This is a genomic window from Pseudomonas sp. H9 (assembly GCF_004353925.1).
Taxonomy (GTDB): domain Bacteria; phylum Pseudomonadota; class Gammaproteobacteria; order Pseudomonadales; family Pseudomonadaceae; genus Aquipseudomonas.
This window is the reverse complement of record NZ_SMOK01000012.1, coordinates 253,369-275,740: the sequence shown is the minus strand read 5'-3', so window position 1 is coordinate 275,740 and position 22,372 is coordinate 253,369. Positions and strand designations below refer to the sequence as shown.

23 protein-coding genes and 1 pseudogene are annotated in these 22,372 nt (G+C 59.8%); 12 read left to right on the top strand and 12 right to left on the bottom strand.

Going from position 1 to position 22,372, the window contains the following annotated elements:
• Window positions 1-48 precede the first annotated feature (48 nt).
• Window positions 49-402 carry a RidA family protein gene (locus tag E1573_RS11870; protein ID WP_133213831.1) on the bottom strand — a complete coding sequence of 118 codons (354 nt, stop codon included), beginning with the start codon at window positions 400-402 and terminating at the stop codon, window positions 49-51.
• Entirely contained in the window at window positions 374-1,675 is a 1,302-nt protein-coding gene (gene dadA, locus E1573_RS11865) for a D-amino acid dehydrogenase (protein ID WP_133213829.1), read from the bottom strand. Before dadA ends, E1573_RS11870 begins: the two co-directional genes overlap by 29 nt.
• 156 nt (window positions 1,676-1,831) lie before the next feature.
• Between dadA and E1573_RS11860 the strand changes: the two genes are divergently transcribed.
• Window positions 1,832-2,320, top strand: coding sequence for an Lrp/AsnC ligand binding domain-containing protein (locus tag E1573_RS11860; protein ID WP_133213827.1), 489 nt, complete (start codon window positions 1,832-1,834; stop codon window positions 2,318-2,320).
• A 3-nt stretch (window positions 2,321-2,323) separates the two neighbouring features.
• Here E1573_RS11860 and E1573_RS11855 read toward each other — a convergent pair whose 3' ends face one another.
• A complete protein-coding gene (locus E1573_RS11855) occupies window positions 2,324-2,677 on the bottom strand; it encodes a YkgJ family cysteine cluster protein (RefSeq protein WP_133213825.1) in 354 nt (117 codons plus the stop codon).
• A gap of 115 nt (window positions 2,678-2,792) precedes the next feature.
• On the opposite strand from E1573_RS11855, the gene E1573_RS11850 reads away from it, so the two are divergent.
• A complete protein-coding gene (locus E1573_RS11850; protein WP_133213823.1) occupies window positions 2,793-4,097 on the top strand; it encodes an FAD-binding oxidoreductase in 1,305 nt (434 codons plus the stop codon).
• Window positions 4,098-4,184: 87 nt separating this feature from the next.
• Here E1573_RS11850 and E1573_RS11845 read toward each other — a convergent pair whose 3' ends face one another.
• A complete protein-coding gene (locus E1573_RS11845; RefSeq protein WP_133213821.1) occupies window positions 4,185-4,415 on the bottom strand; it encodes a DUF1127 domain-containing protein in 231 nt (76 codons plus the stop codon).
• Window positions 4,416-4,575: 160 nt separating this feature from the next.
• Between E1573_RS11845 and E1573_RS11840 the strand changes: the two genes are divergently transcribed.
• Both E1573_RS11840 and E1573_RS11835 read left to right on the top strand, forming a co-directional pair.
• Complete coding sequence (locus E1573_RS11840) at window positions 4,576-6,006, top strand: PLP-dependent aminotransferase family protein (RefSeq protein WP_133213819.1); 1,431 nt, start codon at window positions 4,576-4,578, stop codon at window positions 6,004-6,006.
• Between the two features lie 59 nt (window positions 6,007-6,065).
• A complete protein-coding gene (locus E1573_RS11835; protein ID WP_165957321.1) occupies window positions 6,066-7,622 on the top strand; it encodes a phospholipase D family protein in 1,557 nt (518 codons plus the stop codon).
• On the opposite strand, the gene E1573_RS11830 is transcribed toward E1573_RS11835, so the two are convergent.
• Window positions 7,619-8,758, bottom strand: a complete 1,140-nt coding sequence (locus tag E1573_RS11830; RefSeq protein ID WP_133213817.1) for an MFS transporter — start codon at window positions 8,756-8,758, stop codon at window positions 7,619-7,621. The two genes, E1573_RS11835 and E1573_RS11830, sit on opposite strands and share 4 nt — an antisense overlap.
• 93 nt (window positions 8,759-8,851) lie before the next feature.
• Window positions 8,852-10,345, bottom strand: a complete 1,494-nt coding sequence (locus E1573_RS11825) for an aldehyde dehydrogenase (RefSeq protein WP_133213815.1) — start codon at window positions 10,343-10,345, stop codon at window positions 8,852-8,854.
• A gap of 196 nt (window positions 10,346-10,541) precedes the next feature.
• Here E1573_RS11825 and E1573_RS11820 point away from each other — a divergent pair, with 196 nt between their 5' ends.
• Window positions 10,542-10,904 (top strand): cupin domain-containing protein, encoded by a 363-nt coding sequence (locus E1573_RS11820; RefSeq protein WP_133213813.1) that lies wholly within the window; start codon window positions 10,542-10,544, stop codon window positions 10,902-10,904.
• A 149-nt stretch (window positions 10,905-11,053) separates the two neighbouring features.
• Here E1573_RS11820 and rpmG read toward each other — a convergent pair whose 3' ends face one another.
• Both rpmG and rpmB read right to left on the bottom strand, forming a co-directional pair.
• On the bottom strand, window positions 11,054-11,209 hold the full coding sequence (gene rpmG, locus E1573_RS11815; RefSeq protein WP_010225867.1) for a 50S ribosomal protein L33: 156 nt from the start codon (window positions 11,207-11,209) through the stop codon (window positions 11,054-11,056).
• A gap of 11 nt (window positions 11,210-11,220) precedes the next feature.
• A complete protein-coding gene (gene rpmB / locus E1573_RS11810) occupies window positions 11,221-11,457 on the bottom strand; it encodes a 50S ribosomal protein L28 (protein ID WP_010225868.1) in 237 nt (78 codons plus the stop codon).
• 362 nt (window positions 11,458-11,819) lie between these two features.
• On the opposite strand from rpmB, the gene E1573_RS11805 reads away from it, so the two are divergent.
• The gene (locus E1573_RS11805; protein ID WP_133213811.1) at window positions 11,820-13,409 is read left to right on the top strand and encodes an ABC transporter substrate-binding protein; all 1,590 of its coding nucleotides are present in this window, start codon (window positions 11,820-11,822) and stop codon (window positions 13,407-13,409) included.
• A 70-nt stretch (window positions 13,410-13,479) separates the two neighbouring features.
• Here E1573_RS11805 and radC read toward each other — a convergent pair whose 3' ends face one another.
• Entirely contained in the window at window positions 13,480-14,160 is a 681-nt protein-coding gene (gene radC / locus E1573_RS11800) for a DNA repair protein RadC (protein WP_133213809.1), read from the bottom strand.
• Between the two features lie 133 nt (window positions 14,161-14,293).
• Here radC and coaBC point away from each other — a divergent pair, with 133 nt between their 5' ends.
• The 4 genes and pseudogenes from coaBC (at window position 14,294) to argB (ending at window position 18,421) form a co-directional block, all read left to right on the top strand.
• Window positions 14,294-15,502, top strand: coding sequence for a bifunctional phosphopantothenoylcysteine decarboxylase/phosphopantothenate--cysteine ligase CoaBC (gene coaBC, locus E1573_RS11795; protein ID WP_133213807.1), 1,209 nt, complete (start codon window positions 14,294-14,296; stop codon window positions 15,500-15,502).
• A gap of 6 nt (window positions 15,503-15,508) precedes the next feature.
• Window positions 15,509-15,964: a dUTP diphosphatase gene (dut, locus tag E1573_RS11790; protein ID WP_133213805.1), complete on the top strand. Its 456-nt coding sequence runs from the start codon at window positions 15,509-15,511 to the stop codon at window positions 15,962-15,964.
• A 136-nt stretch (window positions 15,965-16,100) separates the two neighbouring features.
• A pseudogene (locus tag E1573_RS11785) lies at window positions 16,101-17,477 on the top strand (phosphomannomutase/phosphoglucomutase); the annotation flags it as partial.
• Window positions 17,478-17,506: 29 nt separating this feature from the next.
• Window positions 17,507-18,421, top strand: coding sequence for an acetylglutamate kinase (gene argB / locus E1573_RS11780; protein WP_133213797.1), 915 nt, complete (start codon window positions 17,507-17,509; stop codon window positions 18,419-18,421).
• 93 nt (window positions 18,422-18,514) lie between these two features.
• Here the strand turns inward: argB and pyrE are convergent, their stop codons facing one another.
• A complete protein-coding gene (gene pyrE, locus E1573_RS11775) occupies window positions 18,515-19,156 on the bottom strand; it encodes an orotate phosphoribosyltransferase (protein ID WP_133213795.1) in 642 nt (213 codons plus the stop codon).
• Between the two features lie 80 nt (window positions 19,157-19,236).
• On the opposite strand from pyrE, the gene E1573_RS11770 reads away from it, so the two are divergent.
• Window positions 19,237-20,016 (top strand): exodeoxyribonuclease III, encoded by a 780-nt coding sequence (locus tag E1573_RS11770; RefSeq protein WP_028942456.1) that lies wholly within the window; start codon window positions 19,237-19,239, stop codon window positions 20,014-20,016.
• Between the two features lie 127 nt (window positions 20,017-20,143).
• Here the strand turns inward: E1573_RS11770 and E1573_RS11765 are convergent, their stop codons facing one another.
• Together E1573_RS11765 and rph are read right to left on the bottom strand one after the other, a co-directional pair.
• Window positions 20,144-20,512: a DUF4870 domain-containing protein gene (locus E1573_RS11765; RefSeq protein ID WP_133213793.1), complete on the bottom strand. Its 369-nt coding sequence runs from the start codon at window positions 20,510-20,512 to the stop codon at window positions 20,144-20,146.
• A gap of 24 nt (window positions 20,513-20,536) precedes the next feature.
• A complete protein-coding gene (rph, locus tag E1573_RS11760; protein WP_133213791.1) occupies window positions 20,537-21,259 on the bottom strand; it encodes a ribonuclease PH in 723 nt (240 codons plus the stop codon).
• Between the two features lie 241 nt (window positions 21,260-21,500).
• On the opposite strand from rph, the gene E1573_RS11755 reads away from it, so the two are divergent.
• Window positions 21,501-22,364, top strand: coding sequence for a YicC/YloC family endoribonuclease (locus E1573_RS11755; RefSeq protein ID WP_133213789.1), 864 nt, complete (start codon window positions 21,501-21,503; stop codon window positions 22,362-22,364).
• Window positions 22,365-22,372 lie beyond the last annotated feature (8 nt).

Below are 22,372 nucleotides of genomic sequence, written 5' to 3'. Positions count from 1 at the left end.
ACAAACGCAGCGTGTTGGCCGTCGCCGGCACCGGGTGAGGGACATCAGTTACGGCAGCGCAGCGACTACCGACAGTTCTACAAGGATTTCCGGCTCGCACAGCTTGGCTTCAACAGTGGCGCGAGCAGGCGCGACACCCTTGGGCAGCCAACTGTCCCAGACACTGTTCATGCCCTGGAAGTGCGCATCGATGTCCTTCAGGTAGATGGTCACCGAGAGCAGGCGGCTCTTATCGGTGCCTGCCAGGTCCAGCAGGCGTTCGATGTTGGCCAGGGTTTCACGGGTCTGCTGTTCAATCCCGGCATTCATGTCGTCGCCCACCTGGCCCGCCAGGTAGACAGTGCCATTGTGGGTGACGATCTGGCTCATGCGCTCATTGGTGAGCTGGCGCTGGACTGACATGTTTTGCAGACTCCTTTTGCTTGCCGTAACGAGAAATATCCAGGCCTTCGGCACTGATCTGTGGCTTTTTGCGGGCGATCAAATCAGCCAGCAAACGGCCAGAACCGCAGGCCATGGTCCAGCCCAGCGTGCCGTGACCGGTGTTGAGGAACAGGTTACGGAACGGCGTGGCACCGACGATTGGCGTGCCGTCTGGAGTGGTCGGGCGCAGGCCGGTCCAGAAACTGGCTTGGCTCAGGTCGCCGCCGCGAGGATAAAGATCGTTGACGATCATCTCCAGTGTTTCGCGCCGACGCGGGTTCAGCGAGAGGTCAAAACCGGCAATTTCAGCCATACCGCCAACACGAATGCGGTTGTCGAAACGGGTGATCGCGACCTTGTAGGTTTCGTCCAGAATGGTCGAAGTCGGGGCCATGGCCGGGTCGGTGATTGGTACGGTCAGCGAGTAGCCCTTCAGTGGGTAAACCGGAGCTTTGATGCCCAGCGGCTTGAGCAATTGAGGCGAGTAGCTGCCCAGCGCCAGCACGTAGCGGTCAGCGGTTTCCAGCTTGCCATCGATCCACACACCGTTGATGCGGTCACCGGCGTAGTCCAGGCGCTGAATGTCCTGACCGAAGCGGAACTCGACACCCAGCTTGATAGCCATTTCCGCCAGGCGGGTGGTGAACATCTGGCAGTCGCCGGTCTGGTCGTTCGGCAGGCGCAGAGCGCCGGCGAGAATATCGGTGACATTGGCCAGTGCCGGCTCAACGCGGGCGATGCCTTCGCGGTCGAGCAATTCGTAAGGCACGCCAGACTGTTCGAGGACGGCGATGTCCTTGGCAGCGTTATCCAGTTGCGCCTGGGTGCGGAACAGTTGCGTGGTGCCCAAAGTGCGGCCTTCGTAGGCAATACCGGTTTCGGCACGCAGCTCGTCGAGGCAGTCGCGGCTGTACTCAGACAGACGCACCATGCGCTCTTTGTTCACCGCATAACGGCTGGCGGTGCAGTTGCGCAGCATTTGCGCCATCCACAGGTACTGATCGATGTCAGCGGTGGCTTTGATTGCCAGAGGCGCATGGCGCTCCAGCAGCCATTTGATGGCTTTGAGCGGTACGCCCGGTGCAGCCCAGGGCGAAGCATAACCAGGCGAGACCTGGCCGGCGTTGGCAAAGCTGGTTTCCATGGCGACTGCAGGTTGGCGGTCAACCACGACGACTTCAAAACCCTGCCGTGCCAGATAGTAGGCACTGGCGGTTCCGATCACACCGCTACCAAGTACCAGAACTCGCATGTTTATTACCCTCGACGCAGCGTAACGCTGACATTTGTTGTTAATGGCGTAGATGGGCGCAGTATAGGAAGGTATGACCAGTGCATTTCACTATATAAAAGCCTATATTTGGCGAGAATTCTCGGCAAAGATCGCTTTCACGGAGGGGCATCCCCTATGAGAACCCAGCACCAAAGCAAGCGTGAACTGGATAAGATTGACCGCAACATCCTACGGATCCTGCAGGCAGATGGACGCATCTCGTTTACTGAACTGGGCGAGAAAGTCGGCTTGTCGACCACGCCGTGCACCGAGCGGGTCCGGCGCCTTGAGCGCGAAGGGATCATCATGGGCTACAACGCCCGACTCAACCCGCAGCACCTCAAAGGCAGCCTGTTGGTGTTCGTTGAGATCAGCCTCGACTACAAATCCGGGGACACGTTTGAAGAGTTTCGCCGCGCGGTACTGAAACTGCCGCATGTGTTGGAATGCCACCTGGTTTCCGGCGACTTCGACTACCTGGTCAAGGCCCGTATTTCCGAGATGGCCTCGTACCGCAAGCTGCTCGGCGACATCCTGCTCAAGCTGCCGCACGTGCGTGAGTCGAAGAGCTACATCGTTATGGAAGAGGTTAAAGAGAGCCTCAGCCTGCCGATTCCGGAGTAAGGCTCAGACCAACACCTGGCGGGTGCTGGCAATGTACTGGTGCACCAGCTTTTCAGCCTGGGGATCGATCATTTCAGCCGGGCCGCGACCATTCGGGCACGGCAAGCGTGGCGTGGTACCGAACAACCGGCAGATCAGCGGCCGCTCTTCATAGACCGTGCAGCCATCTGGCCCCAGGTGCACACAGTTCAGCTCAGCCAGGGCAGCTTCCTGCTCGGCGGCACTCTTGCGTGGTAGCCGGGCCATTTCTTCCGAAGAGGTGGTAACCGGCCCGCAACAGTCATGGCAGCCAGGGACGCATTCGAAAGACGGGATCTGATCGCGCAGGAAACGGATCTTGTGGCTGTTGCAACTCATGGTGGCCTGCGCTGAAGAAAGGGAATGGCGCTATTTTGCCCCATGGTTGCCCAGCGTCGAAAGTGCAGCTTATCCTGCGTCAATTTTTCCAAACACTTACATTCAGGACTCCTCCATGAGCGCTGCTGTGCAATCACCCGCTTCTCATGTCGCTTCCTACTACGCGGCCAGCAGCCAGCCACAGCCGGAGTATCCGCCGTTGCAGGGCGAGTTGAGCTGCGATGTGTGCGTGGTCGGCGGTGGCTTTTCCGGGCTGAACACGGCAATCGAACTGGCTGAACGCGGGTTCAAAGTAATTGTGCTTGAAGCCCGCAAAATGGGTTGGGGCGCCAGCGGGCGCAACGGTGGACAGCTGATTCGCGGCGTCGGCCACGGCCTCGACCAGTTCACCTCGGTCATCGGCAGTGACGGCGTACGTACATTGAAGCTGATGGGCCTGGAGGCTGTGGATATCGTCCGTGAGCGTATCGAACGCCACGCCATCAACTGCGACCTGACCTGGGGCTATTGCGACCTGGCCAACAAAGCCAAAGACCTGCAAGGCTTTGCCGAAGACGCCGAAGAACTGCGCAACCTCGGCTACCGCCATGAACTGCGCCTGGTTCAACCCGACCAGATGCGCACCGTGGTCGGCTCCGACCGCTATGTGGGCGGCCTGATCGACATGGGCTCGGGGCATCTGCACCCGCTGAACCTAGCGTTAGGTGAGGCCGCCGTGGCCAACACGCTGGGCGTTCGCCTGTTCGAGCAATCAGCGGTCACGCGCATCGAATACGGCACGCAGGTTCGCGTACATACAGCGCAAGGGGCGGTTAAAGCCAGCACACTGGTACTGGGCTGCAATGCCTATCTGAATGACCTGAACACTGAGCTGGGCGGTAAAGTGCTGCCTGCAGGCAGCTACATCATCGCCACAGAACCGCTGAGCGAAGCGCAGGCGCACGAACTGCTGCCGCAGAATATGGCGGTCTGCGACCAGCGCGTGGCCCTGGATTATTACCGCCTGTCTGCCGACCGCCGCCTGCTGTTCGGCGGTGCCTGCCATTACTCCGGGCGTGATCCACACGACATTGCTGCGTACATGCGGCCGAAGATGCTCCAGGTATTCCCGCAACTGGCCAACGTTCGCATCGACTACCAATGGGGCGGCATGATTGGCATCGGCGCCAACCGGCTGCCACAAATCGGCCGCCTGGCATCGCAGCCCAATGTGTACTTTGCCCAGGCCTACTCCGGCCACGGGCTCAACGCCACGCACCTGGCGGGCAAGTTACTGGGTGAGGCTATCAGCGGCCAGCACAGTGGACGCTTCGACCTGTTCGCCAAAGTGCCGCACATCACCTTCCCCGGCGGCAAACACCTGCGCTCCCCGTTGCTGGCCCTGGGCATGCTCTGGCACCGACTGAAAGAGTTGGTATGAACCTGTAGGAGCGGGCTTGCCCCGCGACTGCGGTTTGTCTGATACACCGCGGTCGCGGGGCAAGCTCGCTCCCACACCACAGAGTGTTTAACCGCGCCAGAAGGGCTTGAGCCCTTCCTCGCGCGCCTGCGCCCGGGTCAGGCCAATATCGCGCAATTGCTCGGGCGTCAGCTCCAGCAGCGCACGACGGCTGTGCCAGCGGTGCAGCATCAGCCCCCAGCGACCGAGCCCGGCCGGTACATTGAACAGCCGCAAACGCTGCTCACGGCTCAGTTCTTGCGCATGCAATTCAAGGCGCACATCGCTCATACCGCTCATCGCTCGACTCCTTCGGGTGTGTATTACCGTGGAGAAAGCTTGCGCGTCTGAGGAAAAGCATTACAGATCCAAAGCACAGCTATTATTTCCATACAGAATTGGCACGTTTCCTACTGAATGCTGTATTTTTTCGCCATCTGTATTGGTACAGGAGTACGCCATGACCCTCTATGTCAATCTGGCCGAGCTGCTCAGCGCCCGCATCGAACAAGGCCTGTATCGCCCCGGCGACCGCTTGCCGTCGGTGCGCGCCTTGAGCGTGGAACATGGTGTCAGCCTGAGTACCGTGCAACAGGCCTATCGCTTGCTGGAAGACAATGGCCTGGCCGCACCACGGCCCAAGTCAGGTTATTTCGTACCCAGCGACCGCAGCTTGCCGGCCCTACCTGCAGTCAGCCGACCGGCGCAGCGACCGGTGGAAATTTCCCAATGGGAACAGGTCATCGAGCTGGTCCGTAGCGTGCCGAGAAAGGATGTTGTGCAATTGGGCCGCGGCATGCCCGACATCGACAGCCCGACCCTCAAACCGTTGCTGCGCAGCCTCGCTCAGCTGAGCCGCCGCCAGGACATGCCCGGGCTCTACTACGACACCATTTCCGGAACCCTGGCCCTGCGTGAGCAGATCGCTCGCTTGCTGCTCGACTCCGGCTGCAGCCTCGACCCGGCTGATCTGGTGGTCACAACCGGCTGTCACGAAGCGCTATCGGCCAGTATCCGCGCGGTGTGCCAGCCCGGCGACATCGTTGCGGTCGAATCGCCGAGCTTTCACGGCGCCATGCAGACCCTCAAAGGCCTGGGCATGAAAGCCCTGGAGATTCCCACCGATCCAATCACCGGCATCAGCCTCGAAGCCCTGGAGCTGGCGTTGGAGCAGTGGCCGATCAAGCTCATTCAGGTCACGCCGAGCTGTAACAACCCGCTGGGCTACATCATGCCGGAAGCGCGCAAAAAGGCTCTGCTGAACCTGGCCCAGCGCTTCGACGTGGCGATCCTCGAAGATGACGTATACGGCGACCTGGCCTACACCTACCCTCGCCCGCGCACCATCAAGTCGTTCGACGAAGACGGCCGCGTCCTGCTCTGCAGCTCGTTCTCCAAGACGCTGGCGCCGGGCCTGCGTATCGGCTGGGTCGCCCCTGGCCGTTATCTGGAACGGGTGCTGCACATGAAATACATCAGCACCGGCAGCACCGCGACCCAACCGCAACTGGCCATCGCCGACTTCATCGAAGCCGGCCACTATCAGCCGCATATGCGCCGCATGCGCAGCCAGTATCAGCGTGCTCGTGACCAAATGAGCGATTGGGTCACCCGCTACTTTCCGCCGGGCACCCGCGCCAGCCGGCCACAGGGCGGATTCATGCTGTGGATAGAATTGCCGGAAAGTTTCGACACGCTTCGGCTGAACCGGGCTTTACTTGGGCAAGGCGTACAGATTGCCGTGGGCAGTATATTTTCCGCCTCGGGCAAGTACCGTAATTGCCTGCGAATGAATTTCGCCGCCCGCCCCACTGCCGAGATCGAAGCGGCAGTGCGCAAGGTTGGCGAGACCGCCATTCGTCTACTGGCCGAAGACGAACGTGACGGGTAACTTTCCGCCGCCGTTCGTGGTCCAACCCCATAAGCCTGCGTCGAGAAGGACACCACCTCTTGAGAAGCCCGTGCACGCTGCCTGTGCTGCTGTCGCTGATACTCAGCCTGGGTGGATGCGCCAGCATCAGCCAGCCACGGGAAGTCACCCAGGCGCTTCCTGCCAGTGATTCCGCCTTTGGCCGTTCGGTGCAACGCCAGGCTTCGGCTTACGACGGGCGCTCAGGGTTTCGCCTGCTGCCCAACAGCAATGAGGCCTTTCGCGCCCGGGCCGAACTGATCCGCAACGCCCAGTCGAGCATCGACCTGCAGTACTACATCGTCCACGACGGCCTGAGCACGCGCGCCTTGGTGCATGAGTTGCTGCAGGCGGCCGACCGCGGCGTGCGCATACGCATCCTGCTCGACGACACCACCAGCGACAGCATCGAAGACAAGATGGCCACCCTCAACGCCCACCCGAACATTCATATTCGTGTGTTCAACCCGCTGCACCTGGGGCGCAGCACGGGCGTGACACGGGCGGTAGGCCGCCTGTTCAACCTCAACCTGCAACACCGGCGCATGCACAACAAGCTGTGGCTGGTGGACAACAGCATGGCCATCGTCGGCGGCCGCAATCTGGGCGACGAGTACTTCGATGCCGAGCCCAACCTGAACTTCACCGATATCGACTTGCTGGGTGTCGGACCGGTAGCCGAACAACTGGGTCACAGCTTCGATCAGTACTGGAACAGTGCGCTGAGCAAACCCATTGACGACTTTATTTTGCGCAAGCCCGATGCCGACGACTTGCGTGCCAGCCGTCAACGCCTGGAAGTCTCGCTGGCCGAGGCCGAGGTTGAGCACAAGGCTCTGTATGACCGGTTGATGTCATACAAAACCCGCCCGCGCCTGGGTATCTGGCGCAATGAACTGATCTGGGCCCACAACCAGGCACTCTGGGACGCACCGAGCAAGGTGCTGGCCAATGATGAGCCAGACCCACAACTGCTGATGACCCACCAGCTGGCACCGGACATGAACAACGTTCAGCATGAGCTGATCTTGATCTCGGCCTACTTCGTGCCTGGCGAACCCGGCCTGCTGTACTTGACCAGCCGTGCCGATGCCGGTGTCTCGGTCAAGTTGCTGACCAATTCCCTGGAGGCCACCGATGTCCCGGCAGTACACGGTGGCTATGCGCCCTACCGCAGGGCCTTGCTCGAACACGGTGTGCATTTGTACGAGCTGCGTCGGCAACCGGGCGACCCCAGCTCAAAGCGCGCCCTGCATTTCTACGGCAGCTCGGATTCCAGCTTGCACAGCAAGGCGATCATCTTCGACCGACGCAAGACCTTCATCGGCTCGTTCAATTTTGACCCGCGCTCGGTGCTATGGAACACCGAAGTCGGCGTGCTGGTCGACAGCCCTGAACTGGCGGAATACACCCGCGACCTGGCGGTACAAGGCATGGCCCCGGCGCTGAGCTACCAGCCGCAACTGGTCGACGGCAAGCTGGTGTGGGTGACGGAAGACAATCATCACCTGCACACCCTGACCACCGAACCCGGTGGCCTGTGGCGCCGCTTCAACGCCTGGATCAGCAAGGCCGTCGGCCTGGAGCGGATGCTTTAGACCGGTGCAGGCTCAAAGGCGTTGGCGCGCCGTGAAAGCAACACCAGCCCAGCAGCACCAGCGGCCATCAACAACGGTAAGGCATGCCCGCTGATCCATTGGCCACCAGCACCGGCAATCAACGGCCCGAGCAGACAGCCAATGCCCCAGAGTTGCGCGACATGCGCATTGGCGCGTACCAACGCATCATCCCGGTAGCGCTCGCCGATCAGAATCAGCGACAAGGTGAACAAGCCACCAGCGCTGGCACCGAACAACACCCACAGCGGCCAGATCAGCCAGGTGTGTAACGCCAACGGGATCGCCAGGCTCGATACCAGCAGGGTCAGCGCGCATCCGCTGAACAGGCTGCGGCGCGACATGCGGTCGGCCAGCGCCCCCAGCGGCAACTGCAGCAGCGCATCGCCCACCACCACGGTACTGACCATGAACAGTGCGACCTCAGTGGTGAAGCCTTGCTGCAAGCAATACACCGGCAGCAAGGTCAGAATCATCGCCTCAAAAGCGGCGAACAGGGCAATCGCCCAGGCAATCACCGGCATGCGCCGGCAAAAGCCCACCAGGTCGAACAGCGTCACGCTGCACGACTCTGCGCTCGGCGCCCCGCCCCGCCCAAGCAGCACCAGCGGCCCCAGCAACAGCAAGCCAGCCCCGAGCCAGAAGCCCAGATCATCTTCCGAGCCCAGCACACCGAGCAGCAACGGCCCGGCCAGTTGGCTCAAGGCATAACTGCAGCCATACAAGGCCACCAGACGCCCGCGCCATTGTTCGACCACCAGTTGGTTGATCCAGCTTTCACCGAGAATAAATACAATGGTCAGGATCATGCCGATCAGCAGGCGCAGCACGATCCACACCGGATAACTGGGCATCAGCGCCAGCAAACCAATGGACAACGCGCCCGCCCACAAGCACAGCTGCATGGTCCCTGGCGTGCCAAAGCGAGCAGCGAGCCGACTGGAGAGGCTGGCCCCGAGCAGGACACCGATGGCCGGCATCGCCGCCATCACGCCAATGGCAAAGCTGCCATAGCCCCAGCCCTCCAGCCGCAATGACACCAGCGGCATGCTCACACCCAGTGCCAGGCCGACACTGAGCACCGCCGTCAGCACGGCGAAATAGGTTCCCCAACGCATTGCAGCCTCCCAGGCTGGCTCTGTTGTGCAGAAACAACACAGCCGGACCTGCGTGGTGCAAGGCCCGGCTGTGAATAGATCGCGCTGTTAACGTTACAGCTTGATCCAGGTCGCCTTCAGCTCGGTGTACTTGTCCAGCGCGTGCAGCGACTTGTCACGGCCGTTGCCCGATTGCTTGAAGCCACCGAACGGGGCGGTCATGTCGCCACCGTCGTACTGGTTGACCCACACGCTACCGGCACGCAGAGCCTTGGCGGTCAGGTGTGCCTTGGAGATGTCAGCGGTCCACACACCAGCGGCAAGGCCATACGGGGTGTCGTTGGCGATGTTGATTGCCTCTTCGACGGTGTCGAAGGTCAGCACCGACAGCACTGGGCCGAAGATTTCTTCCTTGGCGATGCGCATGGCGTTGTCTACGCCGTCGAAAATCGTTGGCTCAACGTAGGTGCCACCGGTTTCTTCAAGGATACGCTTGCCACCTACCAGCAGCTTGGCACCATCGCTGTGACCCGCTTCGATGTACGACAGCACGGTGTTCATCTGCTGGGTATCGACCAGCGCACCAACGGTGGTTGCTGGGTCCAGCGGGTTACCTGGCTTCCAGGCCTTGAGGGCTTCGAGCACCAACGGCAGGAACTTGTCTTTGATCGAGCGCTCGACCAGCAGACGGGAACCGGCGGTGCAGACTTCACCCTGGTTGAAGGCGATAGCACTGGCGGCGGCTTCGGCAGCGGCATTGAGGTCCGGAGCGTCGGCGAAAACGATGTTCGGGCTCTTGCCACCGGCTTCCAGCCAAACACGCTTCATGTTCGATTCGCCGGCGTAGATCATCAGTTGCTTGGCGATTTTGGTCGAACCGGTGAACACCAGCGTGTCTACGTCCATGTGCAGGGCCAAGGCCTTGCCAACGGTGTGGCCATAGCCTGGCAGCACGTTAAGAACGCCTTTCGGGATGCCGGCTTCGATCGCCAGTTGGGCAATGCGAATGGCGGTCAGTGGCGATTTTTCCGAAGGCTTGAGCACCACCGAGTTACCAGTGGCCAGTGCCGGGCCGAGTTTCCAGCAGGCCATCAGCAGCGGGAAGTTCCACGGTACGATGGCAGCAACTACACCTACAGGTTCACGGGTGACGAGGCCCAGTTGATCATGCGGGGTAGCCGCGACTTCGTCATAAACCTTGTCGATTGCTTCACCGTTCCAGCTCAGGGCCTGAGCGGCACCTGGCACGTCGATGTTCAGCGAGTCGTTGATCGGCTTGCCCATGTCCAGCGTTTCCAACAGCGCCAGCTCTTCGACATTGGCCTTGAGCAGAGCGGCAAAGCGGATCATGGTGGCTTTACGCTTGGTTGGCGCCAGACGCGACCAAACGCCGGAAGCGAAGGTAGCGCGGGCGTTTTCCACGGCGCGTTCGGCATCGGCCAGATCACAGCTGGCAACTTGCGCCAGCAGTCGGCCATCGACCGGGCTGAGGCATTCGAACGTCGCGCCGGAAACGGCGGCGGTGTATTCACCGTTGATGAAAGCGCGGCCTTCAATTTTCAGCTGCTGGGCACGCTGTTCCCAATCCGCACGAGTCAGGGTGGTCATACGAAACTCCTCCTCTTGTTAAGGTGCAGTGCCGTACGAGGGGTCACAGGCACTGTCAAAAATTCTGGCTGGGCGAGCTACGCGCACAGGCACCCGCCACCCTAAACCACTGGCGACCCAATTATCAATATATTTGACATAATCGCATCAAACGCCTACTGATGTTCATTTTATTAAACAAACAAGAGAAATAGCCATGCGCATTGATCAGATCATCGACTTCGCCCAGGTCCTCACCGAGGCTGAACGCTACCGCCCAGCAGCCGAAAAGATTCTCAAGGGTGAACCCGATCAGGCCGTCTACAACCACTATTCCAGCCCTTGCGGACAGTTCGCCGCCGGCGTCTGGGAAGGTGAGGTAGGACAATGGACTGTCAATTACACTGAACACGAATACTGCGAGATCGTTCAGGGCGTGTCGGTACTGCGCGATGCAGACGGTGGCGCAAAAACATTGCGTGCCGGTGATCGGTTTGTCATTCCGGCTGGCTTCAAAGGCACCTGGGAAGTGCTGGAGCCATGCCGCAAGATTTATGTGATGTTCGAACAGAAAGCCTAAACCTTGGTGGGAGTGGGCTTGCCCCGCGATTGAAGTGTGTCAGCCACATCGCTTCGCGGGGCAAGCCCGCTCCCACAGGCAGCATTCACAGTGCAAAAAAAAGGGCCCGTATCGTGAGATACGGGCCCTTTTTTCGTCAGCCTGATCAATTACTTGATCTTGGCTTCCTTGTAGATCACGTGCTTGCGAACAACCGGATCGAATTTTTTGATTTCGATTTTGTCCGGAGTGGTGCGCTTGTTCTTGTCGGTGGTGTAGAAGTGGCCGGTATTAGCGGTCGACACCAGACGGATCAATTCACGCATGATTCTCTCCCTTAGACCTTAGCGCCGTTACGGCGAATGTCGACCAGAACGGCATCGATGCCGCGCTTGTCGATGATGCGCATGCCTTTGGCAGATACGCGCAGACGCACGAAACGCTTCTCGGACTCGACCCAGAAGCGATGATGCTGCAGGTTCGGCAGGAAACGACGACGGGTTTTGTTGTTTGCGTGGGAAATGTTGTTCCCGGTTACCGGACCCTTACCGGTAACTTGACAGACTCTCGACATGCCTCAGCCCTCTAAAACCACATGCCCAACCCGGCATGGGTTGGCCGCTTAATCTCTCAGTCTTTGGCGCTAGGCGCCGTGTTTCTTCAGGGTCTTATCGACTCAATCAACAGATGCGACAAGCCGAGCCCCTAGAAAAGAGCGCTGCTTTATACCAGAAAGACCAGAGCACAACAACAGGAGTTGTGCTTTGACTTGCTGATCGACACGCCGGAGCAGCATAACGACTGGCTTGGCAGGATGTCGACCACTCGTCGCTCGATTGGTAAAAAAGGAGTTGGCCATTTCTGGCTTGGCGCACTAGGGTAGGACTTTTCCAGACTGCACTGACAGATGGGCCATCGATCAGCCAAGGAATCACCATGCGCGCTGCTGCTCTACCCCTGTTGTTCGCCACCCTGCTCGGCCCGGCATTTGCTCAGGCTGCGGCATTGAGTGTGTGTACCGAAGCCAGCCCTGAGGGCTTCGATGTGGTTCAGTACAACTCGCTGACGACCACCAATGCCTCAGCCGACGTGCTGATGAACCGCCTGGTTGAGTTCGATTCCGCAAAAGGCCAAGTAGTACCAAGCCTGGCTGAAAGCTGGACGGTTTCGCCTGATGGCCTGGTTTACGAATTCAAGTTGCGCCCCGAAGTTAAGTTCCACAACACTGGTTACTTCAAACCGAGCCGCACCCTGAACGCCGACGATGTGCTGTTCAGCTTCCAACGCATGCTCTACCCCGCGCACTCCTGGCACAAGATCGCCCAGAGCGGCTACCCGCATGCCCAGTCGCTGCAGCTGCCAAGCCTGATCAAGCAGATTGAAGCCCCTGACTCGCTCACGGTGCGCTTCACACTCGATCACCCGGATGCCACCTTCCTGCCCACCCTGAGCATGGGCTTCGCATCGATCTACTCCGCCGAATATGCCGACCAGTTGCTCAAGGCCGGAACGCCGGAAAAACTCAACAGCCAACCGATTGGCACAGGGCCGTTCGTGTTCAATCGCTTCCAGAAGGACGCGGTGATCCGCTACCGCGCCAACCCGGATTACTTTGCCGGCAAGCCTGCAGTTGACCCGCTGATTTTTGCCATCACCCCCGATGCCAACGTGCGCTTGCAGAAGCTCAAACGCAACGAATGCCAGATCGCCTTGTCGCCCAAACCGCTGGATATAGCCGCCGCTAGCGAAGATCCAGCACTGAAAGTAGAAAAAACCGATGCCTTCATGACGGCATTCGTTGCTATCAACAGCCAGCATGCGCCACTGGACAAGCCCGAGGTACGTCAGGCGATCAACCTGGCATTCGACAAAGCCTCCTACCTCAAAGCCGTGTTCGAGGGTACAGCGGTCGCCGCTAACGGCCCCTACCCGCCCAACACCTGGAGCTATGCCAAGGACCTGCCGGGCTACCCGACCGACGTGGAGAAAGCCAAATCGCTGCTCGCCAAGGCCGGCCTTAAAGACGGCTTCAGCACAACCATCTGGACCCGCCCGCAAGGTAGCCTGCTGAACCCCAACCCGAGCCTGGGTGCGCAGTTGCTACAAGCCGACCTGGACAAGATCGGCATCAAGGCCGAGATCCGGGTTATTGAGTGGGGCGAGCTGATTCGCCGCGCCAAAGCGGGCGAGCATGACCTGCTGTTCATGGGCTGGGCGGGTGACAACGGCGACCCGGATAACTTCCTGAGCCCGCAATTCGCCTGTGCCGCGGTGAAATCCGGTACCAACTTTGCCCGCTATTGCGACCCTCGCCTGGACCAGCTGATCAGCGCGGGCAAGACCACCACCGACCAGAGCGTGCGCAGTCGTCTGTACCAGCAGGCTCAAACGCATATTCAGCAGCAGGCATTGTGGTTGCCGTTGGCGCACCCGGTCGCATCGGTGCTGGTGCGTCAGATTGTGGAGGGCTACCAGGTCAGCCCGTTCGGCCGACAGGACTTCGCATCAGTGAAGGTTTCGCGCTGACCATCGCGGGGCAAGCCCGCTCCCACAGGGGTAACACAACCCCGGTGGGAGCGGGCTTGCCCCGCGATCTTCACGCCACAAACCACCCTTTCTCGACCATCGACAAGGGCTCACCTTCACCGATGATGAAGTGATCAAGCAAACGCACATCCACCAAGCCCAACGCTTCCTTAAGCCGATGGGTCATCAACACATCTGCTTGGCTAGGCTCTGAAACACCTGAGGGATGGTTGTGGCAGAGAATAAGCGCTGCCGCATTGTGAGCCAGCGCGCGCTTAATCACTTGCCTAGGGTAAACACTGGTTTCATGGATGGTGCCGCGAAACAGCGCCTCGAAACCAAGCAGCCGGTGCTTGGTATCTAGAAACAAGCAGGCGAACACTTCATGAGGCTCATGTCGCAGCTGGGCTTTCAGATAGTCTCTGACGGCCTGCGGGCTCTGTAGCGCTGAATCGCGACGCAGCTGGCCTGCCAAGTGCCGACGAGACATTTCCATCACTGCCTGCAACTGGGCGAACTTGGCCGGCCCAAGGCCAAACTCCTGATTGAAGTGCTTGGCATCCGCCTGCATCAGGCCGCGCAAGCCACCGAACTGCATAAGCAGATGCCGAGCCAGATCGACAGCACTGTAACCCCGCACGCCGGTGCGTAGAAATATGGCCAGCAATTCAGCATCCGAGAGGCTGGCTGCCCCTTGCTCCAACAACTTTTCCCGTGGCCGCTCCGCCGCAGGCCAATCTCTGATACTCATCCCAACCTCCCTGTCTATCGGTTACTGCTCCTGTTTTACAGCCCTGTGCTACATTACCCGCTCATTTTTACGCGACGATTCGGCCTGGGGAGGCGTCGTCGCCGCGTGCAATCACTGAGCAAAAGGCAAGCCTATGCAGCGGCTGTATCGTAAGCGCATCGTTCTCGGCGTCGGCGGCGGCATTGCCGCCTACAAAAGTGCCGAACTGGTTCGCCGACTTCTGGAACACGGTGCGCAAGTGCGCGTCGTCATGACCCGCGGCGGCGCGGAGTTCATCACTCCGCTCACCTTGCAGGCATTGTCCGGCCACCCGGTGCACATGGACCTATTGGACCCTGCTGCCGAAGCGGCGATGGGCCATATCGAGCTGGCCAAATGGGCTGATCTGGTGCTGATCGCACCCGCTACCGCCGACTTGCTGGCACGTATGGCCCAAGGCGTGGCTGACGACCTGCTGACCACCCTGGTGCTTGCCACCGACGCCACGGTAGCCGTCGCCCCGGCGATGAACCAGGCCATGTGGCGCGACCCTGCGACTCAGGCCAACCTTGAACTGCTGCAGAGCCGTGGCATTCAGGTGTTCGGCCCGGCATCCGGCAGCCAAGCCTGCGGTGATGTCGGCCTGGGGCGTATGCTCGAAGCCACCGACCTGGCCTGGTGCGCCGCAGAAACCTTCAAACGCGAGTCGCTGACCGGTAAACACATCGTCATCACTGCCGGTCCGACTCAGGAAAACATTGACCCGGTGCGCTACATCACTAACCACAGCTCCGGGAAAATGGGCTTCGCCCTGGCCGAAGCAGCGGTAGAAGCCGGTGCCAAGGTGACCCTGATCAGTGGCCCGGTGCATCTGCCAACGCCTGATCGAGTCACCCGTATCGACGTGGTCAGCGCCCGCGACATGCTCGCGGCCTGCGAAGCAGCCATGCCCTGCGATGTATTCATCGCCTCGGCTGCGGTCGCAGACTATCGCCCGGAAGTGGTTGCACCACAAAAACTCAAGAAAGACCCTACGACAGGCGACGGCCTGCTGCTGCAAATGGTCCGCAATCCGGACATTCTGGCCAGCATTTCGCTGCGCCCTGATCGCCCGTTCAGCGTCGGCTTCGCCGCCGAAACCGAACACCTGCTCGACTACGCTGCGCGCAAGCTCAAGGACAAAAACCTCGACCTGATCGTCGCCAACGATGTGGCCAACCCCAGCATCGGCTTCAACAGCGAGGAAAATGCCTGCAGCGTGATCGATCGCGAGCTTCACGCAACACTCTTTGCACAGACCAGCAAGGGCAAGATCGCCCGTCAGCTGGTTGCTTTCATCGCCGAACGTCTCAACCAGGTTTAACTCTGCATGCACGCTCTACAAGCCAAGATTCTCGATCCACGCATCGGTAACGAATTCCCGCTGCCGCAGTACGCTACGCCAGGCTCCGCCGGTCTCGACCTGCGCGCCATGCTCAAGGAAGACACCGTCCTCGAACCCGGTCAGACCATTCTGATCCCTACCGGCCTTTCGGTGTATATCGGCGACCCTGGCCTGGCTGCGCTGATCCTGCCGCGCTCGGGCCTGGGCCATAAGCACGGCATCGTGCTGGGCAACCTGGTCGGCCTGATCGACTCTGATTACCAGGGCGAACTGATGGTTTCTTGCTGGAACCGCGGCCAAACCCCTTTCACCATCGCCATTGGCGAGCGCATCGCACAGCTGGTTCTGGTGCCGGTGGTACAAGCGCATTTCGACATTGTCGAAGCCTTCGACGAGAGCCAGCGTGGTGCTGGCGGCTTTGGACATTCCGGCAGCAAGTAATCCACTCACTGCCCACTGTGCGCCAAGGATGGCGAACTCTCTGGCGAAATCACCGTCAAAGCGTTCAGTTCAAGCCTGCCCTGCACGCCCTCGATATTGGAGCCCCCCAGAGATGAACGACATGGCACACCTGGTACCTGCACTCCCAGAAAGCATTTTTCGTGCTTACGACATCCGCGGCGTTGTCGGTGACACCTTGACTGCCGAAACCGCGTACTGGATCGGCCGCGCCATCGGTGCGCAAACCCTGGCCCAAGGCGAACCTAACATTTCGGTAGGCCGTGACGGCCGCCTGTCTGGCCCGATGCTGGTCGAGCAGTTGATCAAAGGCCTGGTGGAAGCCGGCTGCCAGGTCAGCGACGTCGGTCTGGTTCCGACCCCTGCCCTGTACTACGCCGCCAACGTCCTGGCCGGCAAATCCGGTGTGATGCTCACCGGCAGCCACAACCCGCCGAACTACAACGGCTTCAAGATCGTCATTGCCGGCGACACCCTGGCCAACGAGCAAATCCAGGCCCTGCTGACCCGCCTGAAAACCAATGACTTGAGCCAAGGCGAAGGCCGCGTCGAGCAAGTCGAGATCCTTGATCGTTATTTCAAGCAGATCACTGCAGACATCAAGTTGGCGAAGAAACTCAAAGTCGTCGTCGATTGCGGCAACGGCGCAGCCGGTGTGATCGCACCGCAGCTGATCGAAGCTTTGGGCTGCGAAATGATCCCGTTGTTCTGCGAAGTTGACGGCAACTTCCCGAATCACCACCCGGATCCGGGCAAGCCCGAGAACCTGATCGACCTGATTGCCAAGGTCAAGGAGACCGGTGCCGACCTTGGTCTGGCCTTTGACGGCGACGGCGACCGCGTTGGCGTAGTAACCAACACTGGCACTATCGTCTACCCGGATCGCCTGCTGATGCTGTTCGCCAAGGACGTCATTGAGCGCAACCCGGGCGCCGAGATCATCTTCGACGTCAAATGCACACGCCGCCTGACGCCACTGATCGAGCAATACGGTGGCCGCGCGCTAATGTGGAAGACCGGTCACTCGTTGATCAAGAAGAAGATGAAACAAACCGGCGCCCTGCTGGCCGGTGAGATGAGCGGACACATCTTCATCAAGGAACGTTGGTATGGTTTTGACGACGGCATTTACAGTGCCGCGCGCCTGCTGGAGATCCTCAGCAAGGCTGATACCGATGCTGAACAGCTGTTCGCGGCGTTCCCAAATGATATTTCCACACCGGAAATCAATATTGATGTGACCGACGACGGTAAATTCAGCATCATTAATGCACTGCAACGCGAAGCCGACTGGGGCCAAGATGCAAACCTGACCACCATCGACGGTGTGCGGGTCGATTATCCCCACGGCTGGGGCCTGGTTCGTGCCTCCAACACCACACCGGTGCTGGTGCTACGCTTCGAGGCCGACAATGACGCCGAACTGCAGCGTATCCAGGAGGTTTTCCGCGCCGAGTTGAAGCGCGTAGCTCCTGATCTGCAACCCAAGTTCTGACCGACTATTTGTTCCAACTGGAGCCCTGCATGACCCTCGATCGCGATGCCGCCACCCATGTCGCCCAGGTTTTGTCCGAAGCGCTGCCTTACATCCGCCGCTTTGTCGGCAAGACTTTGGTGATCAAATACGGCGGCAACGCGATGGAGAGCGAAGAGCTCAAAACCGGCTTTGCCCGTGATGTCGTGCTGATGAAAGCGGTCGGCATCAACCCGGTGGTTGTGCACGGCGGCGGCCCGCAGATCGGTGATCTGCTCAAACGTCTGTCGATCGAAAGCCACTTTATCGATGGCATGCGCGTCACCGACGCACAAACCATGGACGTGGTGGAGATGGTACTCGGCGGCCAGGTGAACAAAGACATCGTCAACCTGATCAACCGTCATGGCGGCAGCGCCATCGGCCTGACCGGTAAAGATGCCGAGCTGATTCGTGCGAAAAAGCTCACTGTCACCCGCCAGACGCCTGAAATGACGACGCCGGAAATCATCGACATCGGCCACGTGGGCGAAGTCACCAGCGTTAACACCGACCTGCTCAACATGCTGGTCAAAGGCGACTTCATTCCGGTGATCGCGCCGATTGGCGTAGGTGCCAATGGCGAGTCGTACAACATCAACGCCGACCTGGTGGCGGGCAAAGTGGCGGAAGCGCTGAAGGCTGAAAAGCTGATGCTGCTGACCAACATCGCCGGCCTGATGGACAAACAGGGCACCGTGCTGACCGGTCTGACCACCGAGCAGGTCAACGAACTGATCGCTGACGGCACCATCTACGGCGGTATGCTGCCGAAGATTCGTTGCGCGCTGGAAGCAGTGCAAGGCGGCGTCAACAGCTCGCACATCGTCGACGGTCGCGTACCGAATGCGGTGTTGCTGGAGATCTTTACCGACAGTGGTGTTGGTACTTTGATCACCAATCGCAAGTCTGCATTGCGAGGCTGATTATCGCGGGGCAAGCCCGCTCCTACCGTAGGAGCGGGCTTGCCCCGCGATCAGGCACTAAAAAGGCGACCCTAAAGGTCGCCTTTTTTTTGCTCAGATCCCGTACTGGGCCCGATAGGCCTCGACGGCCGGCAAGTGTTGCTTGAGCGCTGGATCGTCAGCGAGGAACTCCAGCACCTGGGTCAGCGATACGATGCTGACGACCGGGATACCGAAATCACGCTCCACTTCCTGGATCGCCGACAGCTCACCGTTACCGCGTTCCTCGCGGTTGAGCGCGATCAGTACGCCTGCGGCCTTGGCCTGTTGGCCCTGAATGATCTGCATGACTTCGCGGATTGCGGTGCCTGCAGTGATCACGTCGTCGATGATCAGCACATCGCCAGTCAGTGGCGCGCCCACCAGGCTGCCACCTTCGCCATGATCTTTGGCTTCTTTGCGGTTGAAGCACCATGGCAGATCAAGGTTATGATGCTCGGCCAGGGCCACAGCGGTGGCTGCCGCCAAGGGGATACCCTTGTAGGCTGGGCCGAACAGCACATCGAACGAAATCTTGCTGTCGACGATTGCCGCTGCATAGAAACGCCCGAGCTGAGCCAGGGCCGAACCACTGTTGAACAGGCCGGCATTGAAGAAATACGGGCTGGTGCGCCCGGATTTGAGGGTGAATTCACCGAAGCGCAGTACCCCGCGGTCGATGGCAAAACGAATGAAGTCGCGCTGATACGGCTGCATGAAGAGTCCTGGATACCACGGATTTAGCTAATTGAGTACAGCTCGGGTATCATACACGCACGAGATTTTTGGGGCCATTTATGCGGATCATCAGTGTGAACGTTAATGGCATTCAGGCTGCCGTTGAGCGTGGTTTGCTCAGCTGGCTACAAGCCCAGAATGCTGACGTCATCTGCCTTCAGGATACCCGCGCCTCGGCCTTTGAACTCGACGACCCAGCTTTTCAGCTTGATGGCTACTTCCTTTATGCCTGCGACGCAGAAGTTCCCGCCCAAGGCGGCGTGGCACTTTATTCGCGGTTGCAGCCCAAGGCAGTCATCAGCGGCCTGGGCTTCGAGACAGCCGACCGCTACGGGCGTTACCTGCAGGCCGATTTCGACAAGGTAAGCATCGCAACTTTGCTGCTGCCTTCGGGAATGAACGGCGACGAAGACTTGAACCAGAAGTTCAAGTTGATGGACGACTTCGCCAAGTACCTGGACAAGCAGCGGCGCAAGCGTCGTGAATACATCTACTGCGGCTCGTTGTACGTGGCGCAGCAGAAGCTCGACGTGAAAAACTGGCGCGACGGCCAGCAGTCACCGGGCTTCCTGGCGCCGGAACGCGCCTGGATGGACACCGTTGTCGGTGACATGGGTTATGTCGACGCCCTGCGCGAAGTCAGCCGTGAAGGCGACCAGTACAGTTGGTGGCCAGACAACGAGCAGGCCGAGATGCTCAACCTGGGCTGGCGTTTCGACTACCAGCTGCTGACTCCAGGCCTGCGTCGCTTCGTGCGCAGCGCACGCCTGCCGCGTCAGCCACGCTTCTCCCAGCACGCGCCACTGATCGTGGACTACGACTGGACGCTGACGATCTGATTCGTGCAGCTACAAAAAAACCGACGTCATGTCGGTTTTTTTGTGCCTGTAGGAGCGGGCTTGCCCCGCGATGCGATGTAATTGATGTAACGCTATCGCGGGGCAAGCCCGCTCCTACAGTTGGCCGTTACTTGATCGGGCGCCAGGTCAACGGGTAACGATAGGCTTGGCCATCGTTGGCCTTGACCCCGGCAATGATGGTGAGCACCAACACGGCGACCATCAACATGCCGAACAGCACAATCCCTACCAGCACAAACATCAGCGCGAAGCAGACCATCGAAGCCAGGAACACAGTGAGCTGGAAGTTCAACGCTTCCTTGCCCTGGGCATCGATGAACGGATCCAGATCCTTTTTCCACACCCACATCACCAGCGGGCCCAGCAGGTTGCCAAACGGCACCAGCAGGCCGAGCAGGGCCGACAAGTGGCAGAACATTGCCCACTGACGAATCTCGGCATTGGGGGTCGGCAACTGTAGCGGTTGCTCGCTCATGCTCTGCTCCTTGCGTGTTTGCGATCAGTCGGCCAGCGAAGCCTGCTGCAGCTCAAACAGATCGACCATGCCTTTTTGCGCCAGCGCCAACATGGCGTTGAGCTCTTCAGGCTGGAACGGTGCGCCTTCAGCAGTGCCCTGAACTTCGATGAAGCCGCCTTTGCTGGTCATGACCACGTTAAGGTCGGTTTCGGCAGCGGAGTCTTCCAGGTAGTCGAGGTCGAGCACTGCTTCGCCCTGATACATACCAACCGAAACGGCAGCAATCATGTGCTTGAGCGGGTCACCGCCCTTCAGGCCGCCACGCTTTTTGACTACACGCAGGGCATCAACCAGGGCAACCATGGCGCCGGTGATCGACGCAGTACGGGTGCCGCCATCGGCCTGGATCACGTCGCAGTCGACATACAGGGTGATGTCGCCGAGTTTGCTCATGTCCAGGGCAGCGCGTAGCGAGCGGCCAATCAGACGCTGGATTTCCAGGGTACGACCACCCTGCTTGCCACGGGCGGCTTCACGCTGGTTACGCTCACCAGTGGAGCGCGGCAGCATGCCGTACTCGGCGGTCAACCAGCCTTGGCCCTGGCCTTTGAGGAAGCGCGGTACGCCGTTCTCGACGCTGACGGTGCAGACGACTTTAGTGTCACCGAACTCGACCAGTACTGATCCCTCGGCGTGTTTGGTGTAGTTGCGGGTGATGCGGATCGAGCGAAGCTGATCGGCAGCGCGACCACTTGGACGTTTCATTTGGGATACCTGTACTGGGTTTGAATCTGCCCGCCATTATAGAGTGCACCGGGCGTTGAGAACACGCCTATTGTCGCAGCCTCTAAAATGGCGGCCACAGCGGCATCGGTCGGTTTTTTACGGAAGATGCCTGAGTATTTGTAACATCAGTTGATTGGGAGCCAGCGCCGCACTGCGCTACAATCTTGCGCCTTTGCAGCCGGTTGGCTTTTCTTTGACCCCTTTTTGCGAGGTACTCCCCATGGTGCACAGCATGACCGCTTTTGCTCGTGTCGAGCGCGCCGGTAGCCAGGGCACCCTGATCTGGGAGCTACGCTCGGTCAACCACCGTTACCTGGAACCGCACCTGCGCCTGCCTGAAGCCCTGCGCGACCTTGAAGGCGCCGTGCGCGAAGCCCTGCGCCAGGGTTTGTCACGCGGTAAAGTCGAATGCACGTTGCGTTTTAATGAAGAAAACGCTGGCAAACCGCTGCAGGTTGACCGCGAGCGTGCCGCACAGCTGGTGGCTGCCGCCGAGACGGTAGCAAGCCTGATCAAACAGCCTGCGCCGTTGAACCCGCTGGAGGTGCTGGCCTGGCCTGGCGTGCTGGTTGCCGACGCCAACGATCCGCAAACCCTCAACAATGAAGCCATGGCGCTGTTTGTCGAGGCACTGAATGAACTGAAGAACGGCCGCAACCGCGAAGGCACTGAGCTGGCCCGCCTGATCAACGAGCGCCTGGACAACATGGCCAGTGAAGTCACCACCCTGCGCGCCCTGGTGCCGCAGATGCTGGCGGCTCAACGTCAGAAGGTCCTCGACCGCTTCGCCGATATGCAGGCCGAGCTCGACCCGCAACGCCTGGAACAAGAAATGGTCTTGCTGGCGCAGAAAAGCGACGTTGCCGAAGAACTTGACCGCTTGAACACCCACATCACCGAAGTACGCCGGGTACTCAAATCCGGTGGCGCCGCCGGCCGACGCCTGGACTTCCTGATGCAGGAGCTCAACCGCGAAGCCAACACCCTGGGCTCCAAAGCCTTCGACCCACGCAGCACCCAGTCCGCGGTCAACCTCAAGGTACTGATCGAGCAGATGCGTGAACAAGTACAGAATATTGAGTAAGGCCACAC

What these genes read in the sequence shown, in the direction of transcription:
- E1573_RS11870 (WP_133213831.1), bottom strand. Translation starts at nt 402, where the DNA reads ATGTCAGTCCAGCGCCAGCTCACCAATGAGCGCATGAGCCAGATCGTC.
- dadA (WP_133213829.1), bottom strand. Translation starts at nt 1,675, where the DNA reads ATGCGAGTTCTGGTACTTGGTAGCGGTGTGATCGGAACCGCCAGTGCC.
- E1573_RS11860 (WP_133213827.1), top strand. Translation starts at nt 1,832, where the DNA reads ATGAGAACCCAGCACCAAAGCAAGCGTGAACTGGATAAGATTGACCGC.
- E1573_RS11855 (WP_133213825.1), bottom strand. Translation starts at nt 2,677, where the DNA reads ATGAGTTGCAACAGCCACAAGATCCGTTTCCTGCGCGATCAGATCCCG.
- E1573_RS11850 (WP_133213823.1), top strand. Translation starts at nt 2,793, where the DNA reads ATGAGCGCTGCTGTGCAATCACCCGCTTCTCATGTCGCTTCCTACTAC.
- E1573_RS11845 (WP_133213821.1), bottom strand. Translation starts at nt 4,415, where the DNA reads ATGAGCGGTATGAGCGATGTGCGCCTTGAATTGCATGCGCAAGAACTG.
- E1573_RS11840 (WP_133213819.1), top strand. Translation starts at nt 4,576, where the DNA reads ATGACCCTCTATGTCAATCTGGCCGAGCTGCTCAGCGCCCGCATCGAA.
- E1573_RS11830 (WP_133213817.1), bottom strand. Translation starts at nt 8,758, where the DNA reads ATGCGTTGGGGAACCTATTTCGCCGTGCTGACGGCGGTGCTCAGTGTC.
- E1573_RS11825 (WP_133213815.1), bottom strand. Translation starts at nt 10,345, where the DNA reads ATGACCACCCTGACTCGTGCGGATTGGGAACAGCGTGCCCAGCAGCTG.
- E1573_RS11820 (WP_133213813.1), top strand. Translation starts at nt 10,542, where the DNA reads ATGCGCATTGATCAGATCATCGACTTCGCCCAGGTCCTCACCGAGGCT.
- rpmG (WP_010225867.1), bottom strand. Translation starts at nt 11,209, where the DNA reads ATGCGTGAATTGATCCGTCTGGTGTCGACCGCTAATACCGGCCACTTC.
- rpmB (WP_010225868.1), bottom strand. Translation starts at nt 11,457, where the DNA reads ATGTCGAGAGTCTGTCAAGTTACCGGTAAGGGTCCGGTAACCGGGAAC.
- E1573_RS11805 (WP_133213811.1), top strand. Translation starts at nt 11,820, where the DNA reads ATGCGCGCTGCTGCTCTACCCCTGTTGTTCGCCACCCTGCTCGGCCCG.
- radC (WP_133213809.1), bottom strand. Translation starts at nt 14,160, where the DNA reads ATGAGTATCAGAGATTGGCCTGCGGCGGAGCGGCCACGGGAAAAGTTG.
- coaBC (WP_133213807.1), top strand. Translation starts at nt 14,294, where the DNA reads ATGCAGCGGCTGTATCGTAAGCGCATCGTTCTCGGCGTCGGCGGCGGC.
- dut (WP_133213805.1), top strand. Translation starts at nt 15,509, where the DNA reads ATGCACGCTCTACAAGCCAAGATTCTCGATCCACGCATCGGTAACGAA.
- argB (WP_133213797.1), top strand. Translation starts at nt 17,507, where the DNA reads ATGACCCTCGATCGCGATGCCGCCACCCATGTCGCCCAGGTTTTGTCC.
- pyrE (WP_133213795.1), bottom strand. Translation starts at nt 19,156, where the DNA reads ATGCAGCCGTATCAGCGCGACTTCATTCGTTTTGCCATCGACCGCGGG.
- E1573_RS11770 (WP_028942456.1), top strand. Translation starts at nt 19,237, where the DNA reads ATGCGGATCATCAGTGTGAACGTTAATGGCATTCAGGCTGCCGTTGAG.
- E1573_RS11765 (WP_133213793.1), bottom strand. Translation starts at nt 20,512, where the DNA reads ATGAGCGAGCAACCGCTACAGTTGCCGACCCCCAATGCCGAGATTCGT.
- rph (WP_133213791.1), bottom strand. Translation starts at nt 21,259, where the DNA reads ATGAAACGTCCAAGTGGTCGCGCTGCCGATCAGCTTCGCTCGATCCGC.
- E1573_RS11755 (WP_133213789.1), top strand. Translation starts at nt 21,501, where the DNA reads ATGGTGCACAGCATGACCGCTTTTGCTCGTGTCGAGCGCGCCGGTAGC.